Genomic DNA, 22,245 nt, shown 5'->3' on the forward strand with positions numbered 1-22,245 from the left:
TTTATTTTTTGACCAATCCTAAAATATCGTTATACGTCACCACGACCATCAGCAGCATAAGCATCGCGAATCCGATAAAATGCACCATGCTTTCCCGGTTCGGATCGATCGGCCGTCCTCTGACGGCTTCGATGCCCAGGAACAACAACCGGCTTCCGTCCAGCGCCGGAATCGGCAGCAGGTTGAATATACCGAGATACAGACTTAGAATGGCCGCCCAGTTCACGAGATAGGGCATGCCTTGTTTGGCGATATCGAGCGTCACTTTGGTCGTCCCAACCGGTCCGCTCATATCCTTCAGCTTCACATCGCCGAAGACGATTTTACGGAAACCGTCAAAAATGACTTGTGTCCAACTGACCATCGACTGCCCGGCAATACCGATCGTTTCGCCGGCGGCGGGCCGCCTTTTCTCGGGTCCCGGATAAATGCCGACCTTGCCGTCCTGACCCGGCGTGACGGTTAACGGAACATCCACTCCGTCCCGCACGACCACCCATTTCATCGGTTTGCCCTTGGACTCGCCGATTTGTTTCACGAAGGTTTCAATGTCTCCGCCGATCAACTGGCCGTTGACGGACTTGACCCAATCGCCTTTGCGGAGGCCGGCTTTCTCTGCGGGAGAATCGCTCGTCACACCGTTAATAAGCACTTTCGTCGGGTTATCGACCACTACGCCCGACAATTGCACGGCGACCCCAAACAATACGAACGCCAAAATAAAGTTCATGACCGGACCCGCAAAAATGGAGAGCGCTCGTTGTCCGACCGTCTTACTCCCGAATTGGCGGTCGACAGGCGCGATTTGCGTTTCCCGTCCTCTTGCGACGATCAACGCTTGCGGATGTATCTTCAGCAGCTGCACATCGCCGTCAACATCCAGACGCAGGTTGAGTTCCCGTTCGAGATCGACGAACTTGACTTCTCCCCGGAGCACATCGGACCGTTCGTCAAGCCGGTCCAAGTAAATGCGGGTGACGAGGTCGTTCTTGATCCGCACTGCCACGGTCAGGCCCGGCTGAATCTCCACCGTTTCCGGATCTTCCCCCGCCATCCGCACAAAGCCGCCGATCGGCAGCAGGCGAATGGTGTAGCGCGTTTCTCCACGTTTCACGGAGAACAGCTTCGGCCCGAATCCGATGGCGAATTCCCGGACGAGGATTCCCGCGCGTCTCGCGAAATAAAAATGCCCCCACTCGTGAAGAGATACGAGCAAAAAAAACATGAGAACGGTCGAGATCACGACCTGTATTTGCTGCATGTAAGATCACTCCCGTCGCCGCAAAACGGCTGTCCTTAGATTAACATTATTCTCCGGACCGATTCAAGAGAATACGGACGGACAGGAAACAGGTTTCACGGGCGGAGCGATTCGGCTTTTTGCCGGGCCCAGCGGTCGGTTTCGAGAATGGTCTCCAAATCCGGCGAGGCCTTAGGCGTGTGAAGATTCAATACTTCCTCGATCATCGTTTCGATGGCTAGAAACGGAATGTCCCCGCGTAAAAACCGGGCGACCGCAACCTCGTTGGCGGCATTGAACACGGCCGGCGCAGTTCCGCCTGCGCGTCCCGCTGCAAAGGCGAGCCGCAGGGCGGGATAACGTTCCAAATCCATCGGCCGGAAATGCAGCGCCCCCCTGGCGAGCAGATCAAGCGGCGAAGCCGGTGAAGGACGGCGCTCCGGATAGGTGAGCGCATATTGGATCGGCACCCGCATGTCCGGATTGCCGAGCTGCGCCATCACGCTCGTATCTTCGAATTCCACCATCGAATGAACGATGCTTTCCGGGTGAATAACGACGTCGATCCGGTCGTACGGCACGCCGAACAGCCAGTGCGCTTCGATGACCTCGAGCCCTTTATTGGCCATGGTCGCCGAGTCGATCGTAACCTTGGCACCCATGCTCCAATTCGGATGCTTCAGCGCATCTTCTACCGTAACACCGCGAAGCTGATCCCTCGTCTTGTCGCGGAAGCTTCCGCCGGACGCGGTCAAGATCAGGCGTTTGAGGGCGGATCGCGGCTCTCCGTTTAAGCATTGAAACAAAGCGGAATGTTCGCTGTCCACCGGCAGCAGGTCGACGCCTTTCTCCTCGGCCCGCGCCATGACCAGATGGCCGGCGGTGACGAGCGTCTCCTTGTTGGCCAGTCCGATCGCGGCGCCGGCGTCGATCGCCGCCAGCGTGGACCGTATGCCCAGGCTGCCGACGAGCGCGCAGACGACGAAATCCGCTCCCGCTCCGGCCGCGACTTCGTTTAATCCTTCTTCGCCGAACACGATTCGGGTGCCGGAAGGCAGGCGGTCGCGAATCCGGCCGGCCAGCTCTTTCGTGGCCACCGAAACGAGCTTCGGCCGGAATGCCTCCGCCTGCTCAAGAAGCAGCTCGACATTCGAGCCGGCCGCAAGTCCAGCGACTTCGTATCGATCCGATTCCCGCGAGATCACATCGAGCGTCTGGGTGCCGATGGACCCCGTACTGCCGAGAACGGCAACTTTTTTCATGATAAACCCCCGCGTTATGTACTCACTGATCGACTAGCCCAACAGTCCGAGCAAGTGGACGAACGGAAACACGATGAGCCAGCTGTCCGTCCGATCCAGAATGCCGCCGTGCCCCGGCAGCAGATGTCCGGAATCTTTGACCCCGCGGAATCTTTTATACGCGGATTGAATCAAGTCTCCGAATTGACCGGCAACAGCCGCCACGACTCCGATGGCCGCCGCCTGGGCATAACCCAGCCATTCAGGCTGGAACCATGCGAACGCCAATGCCGCGATGACCGCGATCACCAACCCTCCGACAGATCCTTCAATCGTTTTGTTCGGACTGATGGCCGGCCACAGTTTCGTTCGGCCGATCGCTTTGCCGACGAAATAAGCGCCCGCGTCCGACGCCCAAATACAGACGAAGGTTAACGCCGACCAGAAAATCCCGTGTTCGAGTTCCCGGGTGGCCAGCATAAAATGAAACCCTGTGCCCACATATACCGCGCCCAGGAACAATATGCCCGCGTTTTCCAATTGAATGCGGTTTTTACTGATGACCGTGGCAGCCAGCGCCACAAACATGAAAATCCAAGAAACACGCTCGAATGAAGGCAATTGAATATTCCATGAGGCCGGCAGCTGCGTTAAGGTAAGAAGAATGACGGCGGCGAACCCGGCCAATACGTCCCAGCGGGTCCGGGGAAGTGCGTTCATCTTGGCGAATTCGTCATAGCCGATCACGGCCATTGCCACAAGCAGGAGGGAATAGTACCAGTCTCCAAGCCACAGCAGCCCCAGAAACGCGGCTCCCGCCACCACACCGGTGACGATTCGTTGCACCATGCGCTTACAGCCCTCCGTATCGTCTCGCCCGCCGCTGATATTCACGGATGGCTTCGAAAAAATGTTGTTCCGTAAACCCCGGCCAATACTCGTCCGTAAACCAAAACTCCGTATACGCGAGCTGCCACAGCATAAAATTGCTCAAACGCAGCTCCCCGCTTGTGCGGATGAGCAAGTCGGGATCCGGTATTCCGGCTGTGAGCAGCCGGCTAGCAATATGTTCTTCCTCTATCGCCGCGGGATCCAGCCGGCCTTCCGCCGCCTCGCGCGCGAGCTGGCGGGCCGCGTCGACCATTTCCAGCCGGCTTCCGTAATTCAAAGCAAAATTGAGAATGAGTCCCGTGTTGCCTTTCGTGCGCCTGACCGCTTCTTCCACCGCAGCCAGCGTATGAGAAGGCAGCCCTTCTAGGTAACCCATCATGCGAACCTGCACGTTGTTCTCAATCAATTCGGCCAATTCAATGGAAAGAAACTCTTGAGGAAGCTTCATTAAAAAATCCACTTCGTCTTTGGGCCGCTTCCAGTTCTCGGTCGAAAAAGCATACAGCGTGAGCACTTTGACGCCAATGCGGTCCGCAGCTTTGGCAATTCGTTTGACCGCTTTCATCCCGTTATGATGGCCTGCGATCCGGGGAAGGCCGCGAGATTTCGCCCAACGCCCGTTGCCGTCCATGATGATCGCGACATGGTGCGGAATGTTATCGCCGGAAGGCTCGGCATTCCCGTCGATCCCAGGGGCAAGTTTTTGTCGATTTGCCGAACCGGGAAAACCGGCTCGAAGCTTGTGGAGCCAACCGCCGGTGAAACGGCTGCTCATGGCTGTTCCCCCTTAAGTAGCAAAAAGAGAATAAACCCCACCTGACGGAGGGGTCGAAGCAGTTGTTTCACACTTCCATGATTTCTTTTTCTTTCGAGGCCAAAATTTTATCGACTTCCGCGACGTACCGGTCGGTCAGCTTCTGAACGTCATCTTGATGACGCCGCGACTCGTCTTCGGAAATTTCGTCTTTTTCTTTTTTCTTGATGTCGTCGTTGGCGTCCCGGCGAATGTTACGAATCGCCACTTTGGCCTCTTCGCCGAACTTCTTCGTCTCTTTGACGAGTTCCTTGCGGCGCTCCTCCGTGAGCGGAGGAATCACGATCCGGATGATCGAGCCGTCATTGGCCGGATTCAGACCGAGCTCGGACTTCAAAATGGCTTTCTCGATCGCGGACAGCGCGGTTTTGTCCCACGGCTGGATGACCAGCGTACGGGAATCCGGTGTGTTGACCGATCCAAGCTGATTGATCGGCGTCGGGGTGCCGTAATACTCGGCTTGCACCCGCTCGAGCAGAGCCGGGGACGCGCGTCCGGCGCGCAGAGTCGACAAATCGCGCTTCAAAGCGGCCAATGCTTTTTCCATACGCTCTTCGGCGTCTTTCTTGATCGCTTGCGGCACTAGTCTACACTCCCTTTCACGATCGTGCCGATTTTGTCGCCCATTACGGCACGTTTAATGTTTCCTTTCTCGGTAATGGCGAATACGAGAAGCGGAATGTTGTTGTCCATACATAACGAGGAGGCCGTGGAGTCCATGACGCCCAAGTTTTTGCTCAATACTTCCATGTAAGTAAGCTGTTCGTATTTCTCCGCGTTGGCATCCTTGAAAGGATCTGCGCTGTATACGCCGTCCACTTTGTTTTTGGCCATCAGGATGACTTCCGCCTCGATTTCCGCTGCTCTCAGCGCGGCCGTCGTATCGGTCGAGAAGAACGGGTTGCCCGTACCCGCAGCGAAAATGACGACGCGTCCCTTCTCCAAATGACGGATCGCGCGGCGGCGAATGTAAGGTTCTGCGATTTGCTGCATGGCGATGGACGTTTGCACGCGTGTCGGAACATCCATTTGTTCCAATGCGTCCTGCAAAGCAAGCGAGTTCATAACCGTTGCGAGCATGCCCATGTAATCGGCAGTCGCGCGGTCAATGCCTTTTTGGCTTCCGGCGATTCCCCGCCAAATGTTGCCGCCGCCGCAAACGATGGCGACTTCCACTCCGAGTGCGACGACTTCCTTCACCTGCTCCGCAATCGACAGGATGGTAGCCGCTTCGATCCCGTATCCGTTCGGGCCCGAGAGCGATTCGCCGCTCACCTTGAGAACTACGCGTTTATATACCGGACGTTCCAAATTGTGTTACCTCCATCGTCTCGTGGTTTAAAAAGAGGGAACACAGGCGTGTTCCCGAATCGGCGATGGCTTATTACAGCTTCGCCTGGGCCATAACCTCTTCGACGAAGTTGTCTACTTTTTTCTCCAAGCCTTCACCCAGTTCGAAACGGGCAAAACGGCGGATAGAAATTTTTTCGCCGATGGCGGCGATTTTCTCGTTCAGCAGCGTCGTGATGTTTTTGTCCGGATCTTTCACGAACGCTTGCTCCATCAGGCAGTTTTCTTCGTAATATTTGTTCATGCGACCTTCGACCATTTTGTCGACGATTTTTTCCGGTTTGCCTTCGTTCAGCGCTTGGTTGCGGAGAATTTCCTTCTCCTTGTCCAATTCTTCCTGGGACACTTCTTCACGGCTCAAAAATTTCGGGTTGGCCGCCGCGATTTGCATGGCAATGTCCTTCACGAAGCTGCGGAACTGATCGGTTTTCGCGACGAAGTCAGTTTCGCAGTTGACTTCGACCAGAACGCCGATGCGTCCTCCGGCGTGAATGTAAGATTCGACGACGCCTTCGGTGGCGATGCGGTCGCCTTTCTTCGCGGCTGCCGCCAGGCCTTTCTCGCGGAGCAGTTCGGACGCTTTCGTCAAATCGCCGTTCGCTTCCTCCAAAGCCTTCTTACAATCGAGCATACCGGCTCCTGTTCTTTCGCGGAGCGTTTTAACGTCTGCTGCACTAATAGCCAAGTGGATTCCCTCCTGAAATTTGCGCTCTCCAGTCCGGTCTTCTTATGTACGGAGAGCGTCCTGTGTTTTTTAAAAAAAGGGCGGTGAGAAGGTTCGCTTCTGACCACCCTTTGTTTGTCGCGAAATGGAAGTTGAAGCTTATGCCGTCGTTTCTTCGCCTTGGTGAGCTTCTACGATCGCGTCCGCCATTTTGGCTGTGAGCAGCTTCACGGCGCGGATGGCGTCGTCGTTGCCCGGAATGACGTAGTCGATTTCGTCCGGATCGCAGTTCGTGTCGACGATGCCGACGATCGGGATGCCCAGCTTGCGTGCTTCTGCAACAGCGATACGCTCTTTGCGCGGATCGATGATGAACAGTGCGTCCGGCAGTTTGCGCATGTTTTTGATGCCGCCGAGGAATTTCTCCAGGCGCTCTTTCTCCTTGCGGAGCAAAATAACTTCTTTCTTAGGCAGGACTTCGAACGTGCCGTCTTCTTCCCAACGGCTCAGTTGATGCAGACGATCAGTCCGCTTCTGGATCGTGGAGAAGTTGGTCAGCGTGCCGCCGAGCCAGCGTTGGTTGATGTAGTACATGCCGGCGCGTTCCGCTTCATCTTTCACGGAATCTTGCGCTTGCTTCTTCGTGCCGACGAACAGCATCGTGCCGCCGTTCTCTGCGAGTTGGCGAACAAAATTGTACGCCTCGTCAACTTTCTTTACCGTTTTTTGCAGGTCGATGATATAGATCCCGTTACGCTCGGTAAAGATGTACTTATCCATTTTCGGGTTCCAGCGACGGGTTTGGTGACCGAAGTGTACCCCAGCTTCGAGAAGCTGCTTCATGGAAATAACTGCCATGGTTCCGTACCTCCTGATAAAATGGTTTTTTAGGTGAATCTCCGCCGCCGCTCGCATCTTTCGCCAAAACTCCCTGTACAGGAACCTCGAAAGGAAGCACCATTGACGAAATTGAACGGCGTGTGTTTTTTCACACCGACAGATAATATAACATATTCGCATGGCGGACGCAAATCATTTCATGCCGCATCCAAAGAGAATTGCGGTGGGTGTGTGGGCCCCGCGGCGTAAAAAAACCGCCGCACCGGAAACAGTGCGGCGGTTCGAGCGTTATTCGTCTTTTTTGATACGTGTGAGTTCGTCCATGATTTGCTTGTAGGTCGGTTGGTCTTTAAACGTGCTCGTTCCGATGGCCAGCTTCTTGCGGATATCGTACGCTTTGCTGATGAAATCGTCGGCGTCTTTAATGACCTCGAGAGCTTCCAGCTTCCACGCGATTTCTTCCAAGCTCGTGTTGTATTTCACGTAAAGGCTGACCGAACGATTCTCCGGGTCCTCCGTTGCTTGTCCCTTGGAAGAGTCGGCTTTCGCTTTCGCGATCTCTTGTTCGAGCTGCTGCTGCGTGTAAGTCTTCTCGTCCGCCGGAAGAAGTGCCAGCCCCTGATTCTGCGCCGCTTGTTCTAATTCCGCGCGCGTGAGTGCGCCCGATCCGATCGACAACGCTTGATCCTGCTTCTCGGAGAAGGTGATCAGCTGCAGCATGCAAGCGCCGAGAATAATCCCGATGCCGAAGCCCATCAGCCATGACCGGTGTTTACGCAAGCTGCTCTTCCTCCCGCCGCGCAAGCTGCAAAATCAATTGCACTTCGCCTTTATTCATCCCCGCCGCTTTGGCGATCTGCTCCACCGACCGGCCTTTGTCGTGCATCGCGATCAACTCGGCATAGCGGACGCGGATGGAAGTCGACGGCACATCCGTTTCTTCGACTCCCGCCTGCTCTTCCGCCGCTGGTGCGGGAGCTTCCGGCACTTCAACAGAGGCTGCCGGTATTGCCGATGCTTCCACCGTTACCGGTGCCGCCGGCGATCCCGCAGATGAAGCCGTCTGCAAGCTTGGCACCGCGGGAGCTGAGAACTGTTGGTCCGTCCATAATTTCATCTGCCGTTCCATTTCGACAATCCGATTGCCGAGTCTGCGAACGGTCTCATCTTGTTCATCCTTAAATTTGGCTACCGCGTCCACAAGCTCGCGGTTTTCCATCTCGAGATCTTCCAGCAGCCGGTCGTACGCCGCCTCGCCGACGATTCCGGCACGGTCTTCTCCCTGGCCGCGTTTGGGCATCAGCCATGAGAAACCGAATACGGCAACGCCGAATAATACGACGCTTAACCAAGGACTCATGATTCGTGTCGCTCCCCTTTCCCGGCGCCGTTGTCACCCCATGAAGTCGATATGTTTGCCTTTGAACGGGTGCTCGCTGCGATTCGTCTCTTGCTGCTGCGCTCCGCCGTGCGGATGCTGGTCTTTGGAGCCTTGACGGCCTCCGCCGCCCTTCGGCTGCCGATCTGTGATGCCGCCGCCCGACGCCGATTCCGCCTTCGTCTTGCGCTGTGCTTGCCGCTCGGTGTTTTTCACCGTCTGCTGCGCCAGCATGGCTTGTTCGGAGGCGGTCCGATGCTGTTGATATTGCGCCGACGGTGTCAGCTCCGCCGCCCGCGGAATCGAGGTCTGCAGATCGATCGGTCGGTAAGGCATGGTCATCACTCCAGCCTAAAAATGGTTTATCCTTTATAGCGGAACCATTCCTACATCTCCGTCCATCAGACGGAAGGAGACGCGCTGCACGCTGTCCTTCACGAACCGCGTATATCGTCCGACCACGATTTTGGTGCCTCCGAAGACCGTATGCACCCCATCCACCCTGGCCAACGTGGTGTTTTCCAGCGTCATTTCGATTTCCAATACCCGTTCCTTCGCGATCTGTATCTGTTCCGTGCTTTGCTTTTTCGTCGCACTGAGCTTCGTTCGGAGCGCAAGCTTATCCGAAGACAATTGCCCTGTAACCGCGAGCTGGTCGATGAGGGCTAAAGCTTTGTCGGATTTGTCGATGTTCTCCCTCAATTCGTTCAACTGCTTCTTCAAGTCCACAAGCTCCTGGCGGAGCTCCGGCTGCACGCCGACCTCAATTGCCGTGGCGGTGGACATGGAATTGCCGATCGTGCGGGCGATGACCCGTTCGCCGGCCTGCACCAGCCCTCCGACCACCAGCCCTTTCGGCCCGTTGCAGATCACATTTTTACCGGAGCGAATATTGGAGTGCATAATGCTTTGATGAACGATGATTTCCTCGGCCGCATATACATTTCCTTCTTGTATGAAGGAGCAGCGGATGTTTCGGCCTGCCTTCACGTACCCTTTGTTGCTCCCGATGATGCCGCCGGAAATCTCGATCGAACCTTCCGACTCTACTTCGGCGCCCTCGATTCCGCCGGTTACCCGAATGTCTCCGGACGCCTTGACGCGGAACCCGGTCAAAACGTTTCCCCGTATGACCACGTTGCCGACAAAATCGATATTTCCGATATTGTAGTCTACGTCTCCGTTCACTTCGAATACCGGAAAAACGTTGAGCTTATCTTTTTCGGTCTTTGTCACAAGTCCGTCAATGGCCGCATACATCGCCGTTTTTTCCGGGTTGACGACCACGTTTTTGCCGATTTTAAAATTTGCTTCCTTGCCGTCCTTGCATGCGACGTCCTCGCCGGTAACCGCTTTGCCGGGAATTCCCGGAACGGGCGGAACCCGCTCGGCGATCAACTGCCCGGCCTTCACATTGGCCAGTTGGGTAACATTCTTATAGTCAACGCTGCCGTCTTCCCGCTCCGTTGGCCGGCGGTTTTTCTGATCGTCCAATTCAAACAGAACGCGAATGCTGCCGTCCTTGCCGTTCGTTGGAGGAATTCCAACCGCCACGACGTTTTGGGTAAAATAGAAATCTTGCGGCCGCTGGCTGATCAAATACAACGAATCTTGCTGCAAGCCGAATTTTACTCCTTGGGAGAATAGGAAGGTCTCCAATTGGCCGGCGGTCAGCCGGACTTCCTCTTCCACATGCCGGAATATCAAATAAGCATACATTTTGTCCTCAGAAACCGAGACCTGCAGCCATTGCTGAAGCTGCGACGGATCATGGGTTGCCACAAGCAGCGCCTCCTTTCATCGATTTTGAAGCAGATGGTCTTTTTGTTTGGCCAAAGCGCCGCGCAGTCTCAAGATCGCTTTGGAATGAAGCTGCGAAATGCGGGATGGCGACAAAGACATGACCTCCGCGATTTCACTCAGCGAAAGATCCTCGTAATAAAACAAAGATACTACCGTACGTTCTTTCTCCGTCAGACGCCCGATTCCCTGCGTAAGCGTTTCTTTCAGAAATGTTTCGTGCACTTTCGACTCCGGATTCAGCGCTTTGTCATCGATCAACAGCGACAAGCGAGTCTCGGACTCTTCTTCCCGGATCGGATCCTCCAGCGAACACACGGCGGCAACCGCCACTTCCTGAAGCATTTGCTGAAATTCTTTTTCCGTTATGTTCAGGTAGGCGCATACTTCTTCGTCCGTGGCGGAGCGCAAATGTTGCTGCTCCAGCACTCCGTATGCGTCCTCCATTTTTTTCGCCTTTTCGCGAACCGACCGCGGCACCCAATCTCCTTGGCGGAGCCCGTCGATAATGGCTCCGCGGATCCGCCAGGAAGCGTAAGTTTCGAATTGCAGCCCGCGCCGGTAATCGAATTTCTCTATGGCATCAATCAAACCCATGACGCCGTGGCTGGCCAAATCGTCCTTCGTGACGTTTTTGGGCAAAGTGGCGGCCATTCGGCTCGACACGTATTCCACCAGCGGCAAATAATGCTCGATCAACGACTTTCTGGCATCCGGATCTCCGGCCTCTTTCCAACTCAGCCACAATTCCTGATGAGACAACCGGGAACGAGATTGATCGACCATTTTTGCTTCACCTTCCTTATTCATCGTTCAGGCGGCGAATGGCCTGAACCACTTGCTCGGGGTCGGGATCGTCCAGTGAGACCAATCGTTTGGGCTGCAGCGGCTGAAAGCCGGCTACACCCGCTTCTTTGCCGTCCGACCACTGCTCTTTCAGCATTTCGCTGAGCAGCCGGTCGTCATCAGGCGTCCTTAGATCCAGAACAGAGCCCCGCTCTTCCTCGGGCAGCTCAGCCTGGAAAGGCTGCGCCGGCGGGATCAACAGCCATCCCAGCACGAAACGGACCGCAAACGCCATCAAACCGAAAGCCGCGAAACCGAGCAAGGTGCGAAGAATTGTGGTTCCGAACGGGTTGTTCGCCAACGAGAACAGGAACGTCAACGCCGCTCCAAACCCGCCGAAAGCGGCATTCCAGCGCCAAGAACCAATCATGCTAAATCTCCTTTACTCCGAACTGCACGCTCCGGATCGTAAATATTCCGGTACCGCTGTCCAATTCGACCGTACGCCCGTAATTCGCCCCGGTATCCTCCGACAACAGCGGGATCGAAAATGCCTGAAGCGCGAGCTTGGTGGACTCCACGTTGCGGGGACCGATTCTCATCGAGTCGCTTCCCACCGCAAAAGCGAACATTTGCGCGCCGCCGGCCATTTTCGCTACCAGCCGCTTGACGTCCGCGCCTTTTTCACGAAGCCTCCGAACGAGCTCCGGAACCGCGGTATCCGCGTATTTGGCGATATTGAGCTGCCCTTCCTTCGCAATCTGCGAATCCGGAAGCATGATGTGGGCCATCCCGGCCAATTTCAAAATCGGGTCGTACAAGGTTATGCCGACACATGAGCCGAGGCCTGTCGTTTTGAGCACCGCACCGTCGCCTGCAATGTTCAAATCGGCCATGCCAACTTTGATGAAGGTCATTTCCGTCATTCGACCGGCACCCCGAGCGCCCGAAACAACTTATCGAACGACTCCGGATCGGGAATCAGGAAAAACTGTCCCTCCGTCTTTTGTCCGCCTTCCACCAACGTGGTGTCGATGAGCAGCGCTTCATCTCCCATCACCCCGAATTGCAGCAACCCGAAACTGAGGATCGCTCCCGCCATATCGAAGGCGATCGAAGGCACGGAAGGCGACATGTACAGACCTGTTAAATCGCCGAGCGACGACAAGTAGGAGCCGGCGAGAATGTTGCCGATTTCACACAGCGCGGAGAGTTCCAATTCCGAATACGTGTACTCGTCTCCTTCGGAACCCTTCAACACTTCAAATCGTGCGAGCAGGCGGCGTGCCGACCGCGGATGGAGGATAAAAAACATGTTCCCCGGAGCCGGTCCTTCCACCCGGAAAAAAACGGCGATCACCAGCTCTTCCGGTCCTCCGACCCGCTCCGCGATCGATTCGAACGGGAGCAGGCTGACGGTAGGAACGGCCATATCCACCGGCCTGTCCATTAAGGTCGAGAGCGCAGTGGCAGCGTGTCCGGAGCCGATGTTTCCCACCTCGCGAAGCACGTCCAGCTTAAAAGCCTCATCGTTCGGAAACAAGCTCACGATTCGCTTCCGAATTGTTCAAGTTGGATAATTTCCGAGCGGTTCAGCACCTCGGTCAGATTCAGCAGGATCAGAAGGCGGTTTTCGTCCAGCTTGGCCACGCCGCTCAAATATTTGGCTTTGACTCCGCCAACGACTTCAGGCGGGACTTCGATGCTGTCGCTCATCACATCCGACACATCGTTCGCCGAATCCACGATAAAGCCGATCTCCATGTCGTTAGCCGCGACAATGATGATCCGCGAGCTTTCGGTCGGCTCCGTCTCAGCGAGCCCGAAGCGGCCGCGAAGGTCGATGACCGGCACGACGACGCCTCTCAGGTTGATGACGCCCTTTACGAACGAAGGGGTTTTGGGAACCCGGGTGATCGGGAGCATCCGCTCGATGTAACGGACTTTGTCGACTTCAATGCCATACTCTTCATTCGCTAACGTGAACACGATCACTTTGAGCTCTTCTGCCATGCGAACTCCTCCTTATGACTGTTCCGGTTTACTTGATTAACGCGTTCGGATCGATAATAAGTGCCACTTGGCCGTCCCCGAGGATCGTCGCTCCGGATACGAGGTCGAGGTTCTTCAAATATTTGCCCAGCGTTTTCAGAACGATTTCGCTTTGACCGATGAATTCATCCACAAGTACCGCAGCCAGCTTGTCCCCTTTGCGGATGACGAGCATTTCGGTTTCCGTCTCTTCGGCGTCGCGATAATCCGGCGAATCGACCAGCTGCGCCAGAGACAGCACCGGAATCACCGACTGGCGGTACTCCACGATATTCGTGCCGTGCAGCGAGCGAATTTGATCCCGCTTGACCGTCGACGTCTCCACAATCGAAGAAAGCGGGAATGCGTACTTTTCCGACCCTAGCTTTACGAGCATCGCCGCGATGATGGACAAGGTAAGCGGCAATTGGATCGAGAAGGTCGTACCTTTGCCCGGCGCCGAGGTGACGGATACGTGACCGCCGAGCGACGAGATCTTCGCTTTGACCACGTCGAGACCGACGCCCCGTCCCGAGATGTCCGACACTTTGTCTGCCGTGCTGAAGCCTGCCGCGAAGATGAGCATATTCACTTCGTCGTCGGTGAGCGCCTTGGCGGCCTCCGGCGTGACCACTCCGCGCTTCACCGCGGTGGCCAGCACTTTGTCGCGATGAATCCCGCGTCCGTCTTCCTCGATTTCGATAAAGACGTGGTTCCCGCTGTGGTAGGCCCGCAAATGAACCGTACCGATCTCCGGTTTCCCCGCCGCGAGCCGGTCCTCGATCGATTCGATCCCGTGATCCACGGCGTTCCGGATCAAATGCACCAGCGGATCTCCGATTTCGTCGATGACGGTCCGATCAAGCTCCGTCTCCGCTCCGCTGATGACCAGGTCAACCTTTTTGTTCAGCGACTTCGCCAAGTCTCGCACCATGCGGGGGAACCTGTTGAAGACGCTGTCGATCGGCACCATTCGGAGCTTAAGGACGATGTTTTGCAAATCGGAGCTCACCCGGGCCATATGCTCGACCGTTTCGGTCAAATCGCCGCGGCGGATTTCCGAAGCCAGCTGCTCGAGACGTACACGGTCGATGAGCATCTCGCTGAACAGGTTCATGAGCGAGTCAAGCCGCTCAATGTCCACGCGGATTGTTCTCGGAGCCGCGCTGCCGGCGGCAGGAGCCGAACGCGGTGCCGCATTCTCGCTGGTCGCGGGCTGTGCCGCCGCAGGAGCTGTTGAAGCGGCCGCCGCTTCCCGTTGCGCGGCATTCGGAGCGGCAGGCGCTTCGTTCTCCGCCCGAGCCATCTCGGCGAGCGAAGATTTGTCGATGACGTTCAGCCTGACCGATTCGATCTCCGAAACGCGCGAGATTTGCTCTTTCAGCGCTTCCTCGTCCATCCGGGTTATGTAATACACGGAGAAGCTGCGGTCGAACTTCTCTTGTTCGATGTCCTGGACGGAAGGATGGGATTTGACGACTTCCCCGTTGCGTTCCAGAACATCAAATACCATATAGGCCCGTGCCGCTTTCAGCACGCAGTCCTCGCGTACGGCCACTTCGATGTAATAAGCGCTGTGCCCGCTTTCGAGCGACTGCATCAGTACCGATTGTTGGAACTGATCCAACAGAAGCGAAGCCGATAAATCGGAGGATTTGGAAGAAGCCGGGCCGGAGCCGGCGCTGTCTCCGGACACGATCGCCTTCAGACGCTGGACGAGCTCTCCGACGTCCGCTTTGCCGGTTCCTCCGTTGACCACGTCTTGGATCATGCCTTCCAGCGAGTCCAGACCTTTAAACAACGTATCGAAAATGTTGCCGTTCATGGAGAGCTTGCCGTTACGAACCAGATCCAGCACGTTCTCCATCTCATGCGTCAGAGAAGCGAGATCTTCAAACCCCATCGTCGCCGACATGCCCTTGAGCGTGTGAGCGGAACGGAAAATGACCTGAACGATGTCGATGTCTTCCGGCTGTTGCTCCAGCCGAAGCATATTCTCGTTAAGGGATTGCAGATGTTCGTTTGCCTCGTCGATGAAGATCGACAAATACTGATTCATTTCCTCCACTGGCCGGACACCTCCTGGTTGGCTTTACCACTACATGCAGTTTCACTTGCTGCGGGATCTCACTTCGCGCACCAATAACGGTGCGATACGCTGAAGCGGAACCTGGGCGTTAGCGGCGCCGAGCTCGACCGCCGAGCGTGGCATGCCGTATACGACGCAGGTTTCTTCCGCTTCCGCGATTCGCGTCTCCGCACCGTCTTCTTGCAGCGCCTTCATCCCCTTGGCTCCGTCGCTGCCCATGCCGGTCATCAATACGGCATGGCGCTTTAACTGCCGATGGCCGACCAGCGATTCGAAGAGTACGTCCACGGAAGGCATGTGTCCGCTTCGCGGCCCTTCCTCCGTGAGCTTGATGCGATACGTGCCCGATGACTCCTTCATGAGCGACATATGCTTGCCGCCCGGCGCGATATACGCGGTTGCGGATTCGACTTGCTCGCCGTCCCCCGCCTCCCGTACGCGTATCGAACAAAACGAGTCGAGACGCTGGGCCAGTGAAAGGGTGAATTTAGGCGGCATATGCTGAACGACCAGCACCGGCGCTTCGAAATCCGCGGGCAGGCCGGTCAACACTTCATGCAGAGCGCGCGGTCCCCCGGTTGAAGTTCCGATGGCGACGATCTGCGAAAATACCGCCGAATGCTTAGCGGACTTACGCGGTTCAGGAGCCGAGGTACGCGTCTCCCGTTTCGTCTCACGAACTGGCGGCGGCGAGACCGCCTTTGCCGCCGCGGGGGAACGTACCGGCTCAGGACTTCGCGGCACTGTTTTGGACTGCGGCCGAAGCGATGAAGCTTCGGCGGCCGGCTTAGATGTCTTCGCTGAAGGTCGTGCCGACTTCGGCTGAGGCGCAGGTTCCGGCGGGTGGTGCATCTCTCTGGTCCGCTTCGGTCCCAATGCCGGATCTTGCGCGGGAGCCGTCACTTGATTCGAACCGGTGTCCGGCGGGACGGTGTTCACCGGTTCCGGAGGCGGCTCTGTCGAGATCGGCGTCTTCGGCACTCCTTCTGCGGTTTCCGGCGGCGAAGGCCATTCTTCGACGCTCCGGTCTTCCACAGCCGGAAGCATACGGAATGTTCCTGTTTTCACCGCTTCTAAGGCGATCCGCAGTTTGTTAAGCAACTCGTCGCCGACCTGCCGGATATCCTGTCTCACCGAAGAATCCGGTTTGTGGATAAAGTCGAATGCCCCGTATTGCAGTGCTCTTATCGTATCTCGGGTACCATTGTCCGTAATCGCGGAGAGCATGATAACGGGCGTAGGCCGAACCTCCATAATGCGGCGCAACGCTTCGATCCCGTTCATTCTCGGCATCTCGAGGTCCATCGTAATGATGTCCGGTTCCAGCGAGAGCGCCAGGCGTACCGCTTCTTCCCCGTCGGAAGCGGTGGCCGCCACCGTAAAGTCGTCGTCCGCACCGATTCTGTCGCTGAACACTTTGCGCATAAAGGCCGAATCGTCCACGATGAGTACGCGATAGATGGGCATGTACGACTTCACCTCTCCGCTGTTTTATCCGCAGCTGCTGCTTGTCCTAACTCCAAAGCCGCCTGATGCGTTGAAGAAATCCGCCGGCGGCCGGCTGAGCCGGACCTCTGTCTTCCCGTAAATACGACGCGGCGATCCGGTCGATCCCCTGCATGGCCGCACTCTGTGGAAACGCGAGCGAAAGCGGGGTTTGCTTTTTGACGGCTTTCGTCACCTGGGTGTCGTCCGGTATGAATCCGAGCACCGGCAAGTCCACAGCCAAATACTTCTGCACCACTTGGCGCATGTTGTCCGCCGTCACCAGACCTTCGCGCTCGTCGCTCACACGATTGACGACAAGCCGGAAAGGCACGTCGTGTCCCATGGTCTTGACCATTTTCATCAAGGCGTAGGCGTCCGTGATCGAAGTCGGTTCGGGCGTGGTGACGACGATCGTCTCTTCCGCCGCCGTAATGAACCGAAGCGTTTCCTTCGACAGACCGGCGCCGGTGTCGAACAGTAAATAATCGAAATGTCCATTCAACTGGCCAACCTGCTCGGCAAAGTACTCGATATCTTCATCGTCCAGACGTACGAGCTCTTGAAACCCTGAGCCTCCCGCGATGAACGGAAGTTCGTTCGGCCCCGTCTGGATGATGTCCCAGATCGTTTTCTCCCGCTTAAGCAGATGAAACAGGTTATATTGCGCCGGGGTGCCGAGCAGGACATCGATGTTCGCCATGCCGATATCGGCGTCGAACACCAGCACGCTGTGTCCCCGGCGTTTGAGCGCCATCGCGAAGTTTAAGCTGAAATTCGACTTACCGACCCCTCCTTTGCCGCTGGTGACGGTCAGGATCCGCGTGGCCTTCGTGTCGGTATTTCCCCGTGTCATAATGAGCTGCCGGAGCGCTTGCGCTTGATCATTCATGAGCCGGTTCCCCCAACAGCTTGTTTACCCATTCGGCCGGATCGAAGGGACGAATGTCGTCGGGCACGGTTTGGCCGCATGTAATGTAAGAAATCGGAAATGAAAACTCGCGCACCAGATTGACGATCGCGCCGAACGTGTCGGTTTCGTCCGTTTTGGTGATCAGAAGACGCCGGACGCCGTATTTGGCGAACTGCGCGGCCACCAGCTTCATGTCGGCGTATTTGTGCGTCATGCTGAGCACAAGGAACGTTTCCGATTTCTCGCCAGGAGCGAGCAAGCTGTTCACTTCCGAAACAAACATCTCGTTACGGTAATTGCGGCCGGCAGTATCCATGAACAATAAATCGCGGTCCGCCATTTTCTTATAGGCACGGGTCAATTCTCCCGGTGAAAACACAACTTCCAAAGGAACATTCAAAATGTCCGCATAGGTACGAAGCTGATCGACCGCCGAAATCCGGTACGTATCCGCCGTGATCAAGCCGACCGATCTGCGGTGGTTCAGCGACTGCTCCGCCGCAAGCTTGGCGATCGTGGTCGTCTTGCCCACGCCCGTCGGTCCGACGAAGTGTGCGATCCGGATGCCGGGTGATATACCCGAACCGGCGCATGGCAGCAGCCAGGACGTGAGCACTTCCTTGGCCGCTTCGTAAGAAGCCGACTCGTCCGATTTGTCCTCGTCGCCCAGCCGGTGCCGCACTTCTTCTGCGAATTGCTCGACATGGACCGGATCAACGCCTTGTTCGGCCAGTCTCCGGCTCCATTTGACGACAGATTCCGGCATGCTGCGGAACGTCTGCTGACGCGTCAGCTTCGCCATCATGTCCTTCATCGTGCGAAGCTCTTGCAGCAAGGTGAGCGTATTTTCGGAAGCCGGCGCTTCCCCGCCGGTCTGTCCTTGGGATGGATGGACAGCCTCAACCATACCCGGAAGCGGCGTCTCGTCTAACAGAGGTTTATATTCAACCGCCTGTTCCGCAATCGCTACTCCCGCAGGAGCCGCAGGCGCGGAAGCGCCCGATCCGGCTGCGTATTTGCTACGGACCGCCTGATTCGGTATCGGCGTGCGCAGCTCCGGCAGATCATCCGTTACGGATGCGGGCGGTTTGTTATCGGGGGCCGCGGGTTTGGCCGGCCGTGCCGGCTGCGGACGAGCCGGCATTTTGCGCGATGCTTCGTCTACCGCCGCGATCACTTCCACCCGTTTTTTGCGGAACATACCAAGAAATCCGCCGATGCGGATCTCTTTGGTATTGAGGATGACGGCGTCGGAACCGAGCTCGCTGCGGATCATCTGAACGGCTTGCGGCAAATCGTCGACTACGTATCGTTTGACTTTCATGCGTTCACCACCCCGACGCTTTGCACTTCAATATTGGGCTCCAACTCGCTGTAGGAAAGCACCGGAACATCTTGCAGACTTCTCTCCAGCAACTGACGCAAATACATGCGGATCGTCGGAGAAGTCAGAATGATCGGCTGCTGCCCCGACTGCACCAGCCGGTTGACCTGTTCCGTCAGCTTCTGATAGAGCGATTGCGAGGACACCGGGTCCATCGCCAGATAGCTGCCCTGGTCGGATTGCTGCACCGATTCCGCGATTTTTTTCTCCACGGCCGGGCTGATCGTGATCACTTTCAGCGGCTCCGTGACGCTCGCGTACTGCTGCGTGATTTGACGGGAAAGACTTTGGCGGACGTATTCGGTCAGCACTTCCGGGTCTTTCGTGTACTTGCCGTAATCGGCCAGTGTTTCGAAAATCGTGACCAGGTCGCGGATCGAAATCTTTTCCTTGAGCAGCTTGGACAACACCTTCTGGATTTCCCCAACGCTCAATATCGAAGGAATCAGCTCTTCCACCAGCGCCGGATACGTCTCCTTGACGCTCTCGACAAGCGCCTTCGTCTCTTGCCGTCCGATCAATTCGTGAGCGTATTTCTTAATGACTTCGGTCAAATGCGTCGCCACGACGGAAGGCGGATCCACCACCGTGTAACCGGCAAGCTCAGCCCGTTCCTTGGTGCTCTCGTCGATCCAGAGCGCCGGCAGGCCGAAAGCCGGTTCCTGCGTTTCGATCCCCGTGATCGAGTCGTCTTCGAACCCGGGACTCATAGCCAAGTAGTGATTTAACAATAATTCGCCACGAGCCACCAAATTTCCTTTCATTTTGATGACATATTCGTTCGGTTTTAGTTGAATATTGTCGCGAATTCGGATAACCGGCACAATAAGGCCCATTTCCAATGCGCATTGGCGCCTGATCATGATGATTCGGTCGAGCAAGTCGCCGCCCTGCTGGGTATCCGCAAGAGGAATAAGCCCGTACCCGAATTCGAATTCGATCGGATCAACCTGAAGCAAACTGATGACGCTCTCCGGGCTGCGAACCTCTTCGATCTCCTTCTCTTCGACCAGAAGCTCCTCTTCCTGTTTACGGCGGTCCAGATTTTTCTGGAGCCGGTAACCGGCGATAACCAAAATGAGGGCATAAGGCATTGTGGTCATGAAAGGGATCGGCGTTGCGATGCCCAGCAAGGCGACCGTACCGGCCACAATATAGAGAAGACGGGGATAACGAAACATTTGGCTGCTCAAGTCTTGTGCCATGTTTCCTTCGGAGGCCGCCCGGGTCACGATAATGCCGGTCGCCGTGCTGATCAGCAGGGCGGGCATTTGGCTCACCAGACCGTCACCGATCGACAGAACGGAAAATTTGCTGAGCGATTCGGTGATGCTCATTCCGTGAATGGCCATTCCGATAATAAATCCGCCGATAAGGTTGATCAGCACGATAATGATGCTCGCGATGGCGTCCCCTTTGACGAACTTGCTCGCACCGTCCATGGCGCCGTAAAAGTCGGCTTCCTTCTCGATCTTTTCCCGCCGTTCCCGCGCTTGGGTTTCATTGATCAAACCCGCGTTCAAGTCGGCGTCGATGCTCATCTGTTTCCCCGGCATCGCGTCGAGCGTGAATCGTGCCGCCACCTCCGCGACTCGCTCCGAGCCTTTGGTGATGACGATAAACTGCACGACGACCAGAATAAGAAAGACGACGAAACCGATGGCGAGCTGACCTCCGGCAACGAAGTTGCCGAAAGTTTCCACCACGTGGCCGGCGTAGGCATCCCGTAAGATCAGACGCGTCGTGGAGATGTTCAGCGCCAGCCGGAAAATCGTCGTAATCAGCAGCAGAGAAGGAAAAATTGAAAAATGCAGCGCGTCTTGGGTATTCATCGAAATCAGCAAAATCATGAGCGCTATTGAAATATTGAGGACAAGAAGCACGTCCAACAGCCCGGTCGGGATCGGCACGACCATCATGAGAACGATGCCGATGATGCCGAGCAAAATGCTGATGTCCCTGATTTTCACGCTGCGATCCCTCCTATCCGAATTGTCCTCTCCCGTTAATCGGGGTACTCCGAGAACGAATGGTCACTCCACCGCCGTTAAAACCAAGTTGTTTTGATTCTATTGATGGATACAACTCGGTTTTAAAAGCGGCCGTAAACTTTCCGTGACCATTTCGTTCTCTCCGCCCCCTCTCGGGAGCCGGCCAATCTCCAACCACCAACTCAGCCGGTCTGTTAATGTTGAGCCGGCTGCATTTTAATTCTTACGCCCTGCGGCGGCCTTTGAGGCGATATACATATGCCAAAACCTCGGCGACGGCCTGGAACAGATCGCCGGGCACGGTGTCCCCGATTTCCGTCCGTTCGTAAAGCGCGCGCGCGAGGGGCTTATTTTCCATAATCACGACATCATTCTTTCTTGCAATCTCCCGAATGCGGAGCGCCATATAATCCTGCCCTTTGGCGACAATGGTGGGAGCGTCCATCTTCGAGCCGTCATATTGCAAAGCGACGGCGAAGTGAGTCGGGTTGGTAATGACCACATCCGCCTTGGGCACTTCCTGCATCATGCGCATCATGGCCATCCGGCGTTGGCGTTCTTTGATCTTTCCTTTGATCAACGGGTCGCCTTCCGTGTTTTTGTACTCGTCTTTGATGTCCTGCTTGCTCATTTTCAAGCTTTTTTCATATTCATATTTTTGGTACATGTAATCCGCCAGCGCGAGCAAGAACAAAGCGCCCGAAGCCAGCAAGCCGAGCCGCAAAGTCACGTCCGCCGTAAAGGCGAATATTCCTTGCACCGGCATGTTCGCCAATTCCAGCAGCCGCTTCTTCTCGGACATCAGCACGGAGTACACGATGACGCCGATAACGATGAGCTTAGTGGCACTTTTGAGAAACTCGACGGCCGACCTCATGGAAAACATCTGTTTCAAGCCGTTTAAAGGATTCAGCTTGTTCAGTTTCAATTTCAGTGGCTCCGTCGTGAACAGCCAGCCGATTTGCACATAATACGAGGCAAAAGCGACCAGAAGCGCGATGACCAAAATCGGTGAAACCACGATCAAAAGCTCGACGATATAATGAAAAAACAGGCTGGACACGTTCTGATCGGTCACTTGCATGTTCAACCGGTGCTGGAAAACATCGCCGAACAGCGCCTTCACCCGCCCCGTGAAAAACGGACCGAGCGCTAAAAAGCAGCACAGCGTCCCGAGCAAGATGAGCGAACCTGGAATTTCCGCGCTTTTGGCCACCTGGCCTTTTTTTCGGGATTCCTGTCTCTTCTTGGGCGTCGCCTTCTCCGTTTTTTCGCCGGCAAACAGCTGCAAGTCCATCCGGAGACGAAAACGGGACACTTTGCCACCTCCCTTGTGAGCGCAGATCAT

Annotated in this window: 23 protein-coding genes; all 23 read right to left on the reverse strand. The window is 56.0% G+C overall.

The features are described 5' to 3' along the window. Nucleotide 1: 1 nt before the first annotated feature. The 23 genes from rseP to flhB all read right to left on the reverse strand — a co-directional run bounded on the left by rseP (nt 2) and on the right by flhB (nt 22,215). Entirely contained in the window at nt 2–1,261 is a 1,260-nt protein-coding gene (gene rseP, locus E5161_RS04450) for an RIP metalloprotease RseP (protein WP_136776520.1), read from the reverse strand. Nucleotides 1,262–1,356: 95 nt separating this feature from the next. After that, nucleotides 1,357–2,502 (reverse strand): 1-deoxy-D-xylulose-5-phosphate reductoisomerase, encoded by a 1,146-nt coding sequence (locus E5161_RS04455; protein ID WP_211246688.1) that lies wholly within the window; start codon nt 2,500–2,502, stop codon nt 1,357–1,359. Between the two features lie 33 nt (nt 2,503–2,535). Continuing rightward, a complete protein-coding gene (locus tag E5161_RS04460) occupies nt 2,536–3,330 on the reverse strand; it encodes a phosphatidate cytidylyltransferase (RefSeq protein WP_136776522.1) in 795 nt (264 codons plus the stop codon). Between the two features lie 4 nt (nt 3,331–3,334). Next, on the reverse strand, nt 3,335–4,147 hold the full coding sequence (locus tag E5161_RS04465; protein WP_136776523.1) for an undecaprenyl pyrophosphate synthase: 813 nt from the start codon (nt 4,145–4,147) through the stop codon (nt 3,335–3,337). Nucleotides 4,148–4,214: 67 nt separating this feature from the next. Further along, a complete protein-coding gene (gene frr, locus E5161_RS04470) occupies nt 4,215–4,769 on the reverse strand; it encodes a ribosome recycling factor (RefSeq protein ID WP_136776524.1) in 555 nt (184 codons plus the stop codon). After that, nucleotides 4,769–5,497 carry a UMP kinase gene (gene pyrH, locus E5161_RS04475; RefSeq protein ID WP_136776525.1) on the reverse strand — a complete coding sequence of 243 codons (729 nt, stop codon included), beginning with the start codon at nt 5,495–5,497 and terminating at the stop codon, nt 4,769–4,771. Before pyrH ends, frr begins: the two co-directional genes overlap by 1 nt. A gap of 73 nt (nt 5,498–5,570) precedes the next feature. Beyond that, on the reverse strand, nt 5,571–6,221 hold the full coding sequence (gene tsf, locus E5161_RS04480; protein WP_136776526.1) for a translation elongation factor Ts: 651 nt from the start codon (nt 6,219–6,221) through the stop codon (nt 5,571–5,573). Nucleotides 6,222–6,359: 138 nt separating this feature from the next. Beyond that, nucleotides 6,360–7,058, reverse strand: coding sequence for a 30S ribosomal protein S2 (rpsB, locus tag E5161_RS04485; protein ID WP_136776527.1), 699 nt, complete (start codon nt 7,056–7,058; stop codon nt 6,360–6,362). 270 nt (nt 7,059–7,328) lie between these two features. Further along, nucleotides 7,329–7,820: a hypothetical protein gene (locus tag E5161_RS04490; RefSeq protein ID WP_136776528.1), complete on the reverse strand. Its 492-nt coding sequence runs from the start codon at nt 7,818–7,820 to the stop codon at nt 7,329–7,331. Beyond that, a complete protein-coding gene (locus E5161_RS04495; RefSeq protein WP_136776529.1) occupies nt 7,813–8,400 on the reverse strand; it encodes a hypothetical protein in 588 nt (195 codons plus the stop codon). The genes E5161_RS04490 and E5161_RS04495 overlap by 8 nt, the downstream gene beginning before the upstream one ends. A gap of 33 nt (nt 8,401–8,433) precedes the next feature. Further along, the gene (locus tag E5161_RS04500) at nt 8,434–8,754 is read right to left on the reverse strand and encodes a hypothetical protein (RefSeq protein WP_136776530.1); all 321 of its coding nucleotides are present in this window, start codon (nt 8,752–8,754) and stop codon (nt 8,434–8,436) included. 33 nt (nt 8,755–8,787) lie between these two features. Then, nucleotides 8,788–10,200 carry a flagellar assembly protein A gene (locus E5161_RS04505; protein WP_281279841.1) on the reverse strand — a complete coding sequence of 471 codons (1,413 nt, stop codon included), beginning with the start codon at nt 10,198–10,200 and terminating at the stop codon, nt 8,788–8,790. A gap of 15 nt (nt 10,201–10,215) precedes the next feature. Then, complete coding sequence (locus E5161_RS04510; protein WP_136776531.1) at nt 10,216–11,004, reverse strand: FliA/WhiG family RNA polymerase sigma factor; 789 nt, start codon at nt 11,002–11,004, stop codon at nt 10,216–10,218. Between the two features lie 16 nt (nt 11,005–11,020). Further along, nucleotides 11,021–11,434, reverse strand: coding sequence for a hypothetical protein (locus tag E5161_RS04515; protein WP_136776532.1), 414 nt, complete (start codon nt 11,432–11,434; stop codon nt 11,021–11,023). Nucleotide 11,435: 1 nt separating this feature from the next. After that, complete coding sequence (locus E5161_RS04520) at nt 11,436–11,930, reverse strand: chemotaxis protein CheD (RefSeq protein WP_136776533.1); 495 nt, start codon at nt 11,928–11,930, stop codon at nt 11,436–11,438. Then, on the reverse strand, nt 11,927–12,553 hold the full coding sequence (locus E5161_RS04525; protein ID WP_136776534.1) for a chemotaxis protein CheC: 627 nt from the start codon (nt 12,551–12,553) through the stop codon (nt 11,927–11,929). Before E5161_RS04525 ends, E5161_RS04520 begins: the two co-directional genes overlap by 4 nt. Continuing rightward, nucleotides 12,550–13,017 (reverse strand): chemotaxis protein CheW, encoded by a 468-nt coding sequence (locus E5161_RS04530; RefSeq protein WP_136776535.1) that lies wholly within the window; start codon nt 13,015–13,017, stop codon nt 12,550–12,552. Before E5161_RS04530 ends, E5161_RS04525 begins: the two co-directional genes overlap by 4 nt. Before the next feature lie 28 nt (nt 13,018–13,045). Beyond that, entirely contained in the window at nt 13,046–15,094 is a 2,049-nt protein-coding gene (locus E5161_RS04535; RefSeq protein WP_136776942.1) for a chemotaxis protein CheA, read from the reverse strand. A 51-nt stretch (nt 15,095–15,145) separates the two neighbouring features. Next, on the reverse strand, nt 15,146–16,591 hold the full coding sequence (locus tag E5161_RS04540; RefSeq protein WP_136776536.1) for a protein-glutamate methylesterase/protein-glutamine glutaminase: 1,446 nt from the start codon (nt 16,589–16,591) through the stop codon (nt 15,146–15,148). A gap of 46 nt (nt 16,592–16,637) precedes the next feature. Further along, the gene (locus E5161_RS04545; protein ID WP_136776537.1) at nt 16,638–17,501 is read right to left on the reverse strand and encodes a MinD/ParA family protein; all 864 of its coding nucleotides are present in this window, start codon (nt 17,499–17,501) and stop codon (nt 16,638–16,640) included. Continuing rightward, on the reverse strand, nt 17,494–18,846 hold the full coding sequence (gene flhF / locus E5161_RS04550; protein WP_136776538.1) for a flagellar biosynthesis GTPase FlhF: 1,353 nt from the start codon (nt 18,844–18,846) through the stop codon (nt 17,494–17,496). The genes E5161_RS04545 and flhF overlap by 8 nt, the downstream gene beginning before the upstream one ends. After that, nucleotides 18,843–20,876, reverse strand: coding sequence for a flagellar biosynthesis protein FlhA (flhA, locus tag E5161_RS04555; RefSeq protein ID WP_136776539.1), 2,034 nt, complete (start codon nt 20,874–20,876; stop codon nt 18,843–18,845). The genes flhF and flhA overlap by 4 nt, the downstream gene beginning before the upstream one ends. A 244-nt stretch (nt 20,877–21,120) precedes the next feature. Further along, nucleotides 21,121–22,215 carry a flagellar biosynthesis protein FlhB gene (gene flhB, locus E5161_RS04560; protein WP_246042099.1) on the reverse strand — a complete coding sequence of 365 codons (1,095 nt, stop codon included), beginning with the start codon at nt 22,213–22,215 and terminating at the stop codon, nt 21,121–21,123. Between the last annotated feature and the right edge of the window lie 30 nt (nt 22,216–22,245).

Source organism: Cohnella pontilimi, assembly GCF_005049045.1.
Lineage (GTDB): Bacteria > Bacillota > Bacilli > Paenibacillales > Paenibacillaceae > Cohnella > Cohnella pontilimi.

Excerpts from the sequence above, each read along its gene's own strand:
- E5161_RS04495 (WP_136776529.1), bottom strand. The coding sequence starts at position 8,400 with ATGAGTCCTTGGTTAAGCGTCGTATTATTCGGCGTTGCCGTATTCGGT.
- E5161_RS04510 (WP_136776531.1), bottom strand. The coding sequence starts at position 11,004 with ATGGTCGATCAATCTCGTTCCCGGTTGTCTCATCAGGAATTGTGGCTG.
- E5161_RS04500 (WP_136776530.1), bottom strand. The coding sequence starts at position 8,754 with ATGCCTTACCGACCGATCGATCTGCAGACCTCGATTCCGCGGGCGGCG.
- E5161_RS04545 (WP_136776537.1), bottom strand. The coding sequence starts at position 17,501 with ATGAATGATCAAGCGCAAGCGCTCCGGCAGCTCATTATGACACGGGGA.
- E5161_RS04455 (WP_211246688.1), bottom strand. The coding sequence starts at position 2,502 with ATGAAAAAAGTTGCCGTTCTCGGCAGTACGGGGTCCATCGGCACCCAG.
- E5161_RS04540 (WP_136776536.1), bottom strand. The coding sequence starts at position 16,591 with ATGCCCATCTATCGCGTACTCATCGTGGACGATTCGGCCTTTATGCGC.
- flhF (WP_136776538.1), bottom strand. The coding sequence starts at position 18,846 with ATGAAAGTCAAACGATACGTAGTCGACGATTTGCCGCAAGCCGTTCAG.
- E5161_RS04515 (WP_136776532.1), bottom strand. The coding sequence starts at position 11,434 with ATGATTGGTTCTTGGCGCTGGAATGCCGCTTTCGGCGGGTTTGGAGCG.
- rseP (WP_136776520.1), bottom strand. The coding sequence starts at position 1,261 with ATGCAGCAAATACAGGTCGTGATCTCGACCGTTCTCATGTTTTTTTTG.
- E5161_RS04520 (WP_136776533.1), bottom strand. The coding sequence starts at position 11,930 with ATGACGGAAATGACCTTCATCAAAGTTGGCATGGCCGATTTGAACATT.
- E5161_RS04535 (WP_136776942.1), bottom strand. The coding sequence starts at position 15,094 with ATGAATCAGTATTTGTCGATCTTCATCGACGAGGCAAACGAACATCTG.
- E5161_RS04530 (WP_136776535.1), bottom strand. The coding sequence starts at position 13,017 with ATGGCAGAAGAGCTCAAAGTGATCGTGTTCACGTTAGCGAATGAAGAG.
- E5161_RS04460 (WP_136776522.1), bottom strand. The coding sequence starts at position 3,330 with ATGGTGCAACGAATCGTCACCGGTGTGGTGGCGGGAGCCGCGTTTCTG.
- rpsB (WP_136776527.1), bottom strand. The coding sequence starts at position 7,058 with ATGGCAGTTATTTCCATGAAGCAGCTTCTCGAAGCTGGGGTACACTTC.
- E5161_RS04465 (WP_136776523.1), bottom strand. The coding sequence starts at position 4,147 with ATGAGCAGCCGTTTCACCGGCGGTTGGCTCCACAAGCTTCGAGCCGGT.